This is a genomic window from Galactobacter sp. (assembly GCF_022712295.1).
GTDB lineage: Bacteria > Actinomycetota > Actinomycetes > Actinomycetales > Micrococcaceae > Galactobacter.
Window position 1 is genome coordinate 1 of record NZ_JALAGT010000196.1, and the last position, 4379, is coordinate 4379.

Annotated in this window: 4 protein-coding genes, 1 tRNA gene and 1 pseudogene; 2 read left to right on the forward strand and 4 right to left on the reverse strand. The window is 66.7% G+C overall.

Annotated features, from left to right (window positions below; all coding sequences use genetic code 11):
* Both Q0A15_RS14230 and Q0A15_RS14235 read left to right on the forward strand, forming a co-directional pair.
* The coding region (locus tag Q0A15_RS14230) for an alpha/beta hydrolase (protein WP_291280184.1) at window positions 1–1658 on the forward strand (1658 nt) is incomplete at its 5' end.
* Between the two features lie 131 nt (window positions 1659–1789).
* Window positions 1790–1865: transfer RNA gene (locus Q0A15_RS14235), tRNA-Thr, on the forward strand.
* Window positions 1866–2030: 165 nt separating this feature from the next.
* Here Q0A15_RS14235 and Q0A15_RS14240 read toward each other — a convergent pair.
* From Q0A15_RS14240 to Q0A15_RS14255, 4 genes and pseudogenes are all read right to left on the reverse strand, one after another.
* Window positions 2031–2873 carry an aldo/keto reductase gene (locus tag Q0A15_RS14240; RefSeq protein ID WP_291280185.1) on the reverse strand — a complete coding sequence of 281 codons (843 nt, stop codon included), beginning with the start codon at window positions 2871–2873 and terminating at the stop codon, window positions 2031–2033.
* A 169-nt stretch (window positions 2874–3042) separates the two neighbouring features.
* Complete coding sequence (locus Q0A15_RS14245; protein ID WP_291280186.1) at window positions 3043–3474, reverse strand: hypothetical protein; 432 nt, start codon at window positions 3472–3474, stop codon at window positions 3043–3045.
* Between the two features lie 18 nt (window positions 3475–3492).
* Window positions 3493–3786, reverse strand: a pseudogene (locus tag Q0A15_RS14250) (GPP34 family phosphoprotein); the annotation flags it as partial.
* An 88-nt stretch (window positions 3787–3874) separates the two neighbouring features.
* The coding region (locus Q0A15_RS14255; RefSeq protein ID WP_291280188.1) for a glycosyl hydrolase-related protein at window positions 3875–4379 on the reverse strand (505 nt) is incomplete at its 5' end.

The window sequence follows — 4379 nt, forward strand, 5'->3', positions numbered from 1 at the left end:
ACCCGACCCCGACCGCAGCCAGGACCGCAGCTGCGACCGCAACCGGAACCGGTACGGGCCTGCGCGGCCACCGGCTCGGCTCCGGCGCTCACCGGCGACTGCGCGCCCGTGCCGCCGGCGTGGCCCTCGTGCTGAGCGGGGCCCTGATCGCCACCGGCTGCAGTTCGGCTACGCCTGCGCCGTCTCCGACAGGGTCACAGGGAACCGGTTCACAAGCAGCAGAGGGTGGAACCGGCTTGAAGGCAGATGTCCCGGAGGAACTGAAGTCCTTCTACGACCAAGACGTGAACTGGTCCGAGTGTGCCCAGCTGGAATGCACCACCATCAAGGTTCCCTTGGACTACGACGATCCGGATGGCGAGACCATCGAGCTGGCCATGAACAGACTGCCCGCCAAGGGATCCAAGGACGGGTCCCTCCTGGTGAACCCCGGCGGGCCCGGCGGTTCCGGTCTGGAGTACGTGAAGTCCTCGGCCGCGTTCCAGTTCTCCGACGCGGTCAGGGACAGCTACGACATCGTGGGGTTCGACCCGCGCGGTGTGGGCCAGTCCACCGCAGTGGCCTGCCAGAACGGTGAGGAGATCGACCGGGACCGAGAAGATGCCCGGCTACCGACTTCCGACACTGACCTGGAGGACATGGTGAAGGCGGGGGCGGACTACGGAAAGGCCTGCGAAACCAGGAGTTCTAACGGGCTGCTGGAGCACCTGGACACCGATTCCGCGGCCCGAGACCTTGACGTCATGCGCGCCGTGGTCGGTGAGGACCAGCTCGATTACGCCGGGTTCTCGTATGGAACCAAGCTCGGAGCCACCTACTTGCGGCTCTTCCCTGCCCGGGCGGGGCGCATCGTCTTGGACGGGGCCATGGACCCGACCCTGTCCATGGCCGAGGTCGGGAAGGGGCAGGCTGCTGCATTCGAGAAATCGTTGGATCACTACCTGCAGGCCTGCCTGGACGGTGATGCCGGGGATGGCTGTCCGTTCACCGGGTCCGTCGAGGACGCCCGCAAGCAGCTGCTGGATTTCGTGACCGGAGCAGACAAGAACCCGCTCCCGACCTCGGACGGGCGCAAGATGCCTGCATCAGACATCGTCAGTGCCCTCTTGCTGCCACTGTATGAACCGTCCATCAGCTCCACCTTCACCTCCGCGCTGCGTTCAGGCATGGAAGACGGTGACGGAAGCCAGCTGCTGCAGTTGGCCGACCTTGCCGCGGACCGTTCGTCGGACGGCAGCTACTCCAACACCAATGACGCGTTCACCGCCATCAATTGCGCCGACTACCAACACGGGTCCGGTTCGCTGCAGGACATCAAGGCGCAGGCCAAGGAATACACCGACGCCGCCCCGTTCTTCGGCCGCTACCTGGGCTACGACGACGGCTGCTCCTCGTGGCCGGTCGAGGCCGTGGAACAAGCCGCGGACTCCTCGGTCAAGGATCCTGCAACCGCCCCATTGGTGGTTGGCACCACCGGAGATCCTGCGACCCCCTACGCCTGGTCCAAGACCATGCAGGGACTCATCCCCGGATCCCGCCTGCTCACCTACGAGGGCTGGGGACACACCGCGTACGGACGCTCCAACTCCTGCGTGACCGACGTCGTGGACACCTACCTGCTCAAGGGAGAGCTTCCGAAGGAGGACAGGACCTGCTGACGGGGCAGTCCGCACTGCCGCACGTGGGGCGGATCACTGGCGTTCGCACCGACTCCGTTTTGACCCGGCGCGGCGTAGCCCGGTAAGGTTTTCTCTCGTGGCGTGTGCGCCACAAGGACCTTTTGGGTCCGGCCTCCGTAGCTCAGTCGGCAGAGCGTTTTACTCGTAATAAAAAGGTCACCAGTTCGATTCTGGTCGGAGGCTCCACACATCCAGAAGCAGAAGGTCCCCTCACCACCAGGTGAGGGGACCTTCTGCTTGTACGCCAACGTGCGCGGCCAACACATCCACCCAGGCCGTTGCACAGGCGGTGCCGTCCGCTACCGACATGGAACGGGTCGGTAGCGGAGGGCACGGCTGGAATGCCGGCGGTCAGTTCAGCTTGGCCGGGTCGCCTCCGAGGCGACCCTCGGTGCCGCGATCCAAAGCGTCGATCAGCGCCATGTCCTCCTCCGTCAGGTGCACCTCGAGGGACTCGAAGTTCTCCACGATCCGGGACGGCGTCACCGACTTGGGGATCACCACGGAACCACGCTGCCGGTGCCAGGCCAGCACCACCTGTGCCGGCGTCGCACCGAGCTGCTCACCGATCTGCGCCAGGACCGGCTCCTGCAGAAGATCGGAACCGTTGCCGAGTGGCGACCAGGACTGGTGCAAAATTCCGTGGGACTGGGCGTACTCGATGAGTTCGGCCTGCGGGAAGTATGGGTGGGTCTCGATCTGCAGCATGGCCGGAGTGACGCCGGAATCCTCGATGATCTCGTCCAGTTCGTTGGCCCGGAAGTTGCAGACGCCGATGCTGCGCACGCGTCCCGACTTCTGCAGGTCAACGAGCGCCCGCCAGGTCTCGCGGTGCAGATTGCGTTCCGGCGCGGGCCAGTGGATCAGGTAGCAGTCGAGCGTCTCCAGACCCAGGCGTTCCATGGAGGCATCGAACGCGGCCAGCGCCTGGTCGTAGCCCTGGTCGGTGTTCCACAGTTTGGTGGTCACGAAGATCTCGTCGCGGGGGATGCCGGAGGAAGCGATCGCGCGCCCCACACCCGCCTCGTTGCCGTAGGCCTTGGCGGTGTCGATGTGCCGGTAGCCGGCCTTGAGGGCCTGCCCCACGACATCTTCGGCCACGCTGTCCTCGACCTGCCACACGCCATAGCCGAGCTGCGGAATGGTGGCGCCGTCGTTGAAGGTCAGGAGCGGGGAAACAGGAGTATTGGTCATGCCTCTATCGTTTCACCCACGGCGCCCCAGGTCACGAGTACCGGCGCTCGGTTCGCTTGACGCGGATTCCTGGTTGCCACATGTGCCCGACGATGTGACTCACGGTGACGTCGGCGCGTTCCGTCGTCACGGGACCGGCTTCCGCCGCACGAACGCGCTCAAGGCGCGTTCAGAGTCCTGCCTCGGCGTCTGCCACGCGGTCCGCCACGATCCCGATCCGGCGGGCGACCGTGGCGGAAACATGCTCCGGGTCGGGCGCGTAGCGGGCCATCGCCGCGGCCTGGGCTGCGGCCGCAGCCTCGTTGGCGGCACGAGAGAGCGCACGGTGGGTGGGTTCCAGCGTTCCGGGGATGTCATCTCCCGTCACAGGGAAGCGCCGATGAGCCTCGACGCAGACGGTGCGGACGCGAGGGACCAACTCACCCAACCGGTCGGCTTGCGGTAGCAGGACCGCGTAGAGACCGTCGTCCTCCGTGCCCTCCAACACCTGATGGAAGCGATCCACGGCCCGTCTGAAGCGGTCGTGGTCCTGACGCCAGAGAGCCTGACCCAGCTCGCGGTCGTCCGCCTTCCCGTGGCGGAACGATGCGAAGAGACCCATGACGCACCATTTTAGTACTCAGCCGGAGGCGCCACCCGCCACAACGACCGGGATGACCGCAGCCGACATGAGCGCAGCGGTCATCGCCTGGACGGCACGTTGTACTGCGTCCCCCGTCGGGGATTCCTGGACCACGGCCTTGATGCGGCTCTTGAGTTCCTTGCCTCGCATGCCGCCGGATTCGGAGACGAGGATCTTCTTCGCCACATCGAGCGACTGCAGGATCGCCAGCAGGGTGGCGTCGGCCGGCGATGGCGCCGTCTGCCCTGAGAGCACCCATGCGAGCCGCTGGCGCAGCCGGCGTTCCGGCTCCCCTCCACGACGTGGACGCGGGGGTGCTCCTCCTCGGTCGTGGCGCTTCCCCCCTCACGGGGGAATCCGCCTTGAGGGGGAACCGCGATCAGGCCAGGCGGAATCGGAAGGTGCGCACGCTGAACGGAGTCAGCTTCACCGAGACGCGGCCGTCCGCGACGTGGGCAGCGGCGTCACCGGGCAACATGGCCGCCCCGGAGCCGGCCGCAGCGCTCACCGCCTCTTCCAGCAGAGAGACCTCCTCCACGGAGGCAACCGTCGCGGCGGAGGCATCGAGAGCAATCTTCGCGGAGGCCAATCGCCCACGGGCCTCGTGCACGCGCACGATCAGGTCTCCGCTGCGGTCCTCCGCCAGCTTCACGGCGTCCAGCAATACCCCGTCACCGGACACCGAGACCAACGGCTCAACGCCTGCGGCCCCGGTCAGCGTACGCGTCCGCGAGTTCAGCCGTTGCCCCAGCTCAGTGGCCCCGAGTTCATCCACCCCGAGCGCCAATGCGTAGCTGTGGTGGTGCACCCCGAGATCCGTCAGCGGGTCAGGGTAGCGGGGGGCCCGCAGCACCGACAACCGCAGCGTCGTCACGGCACCGGCG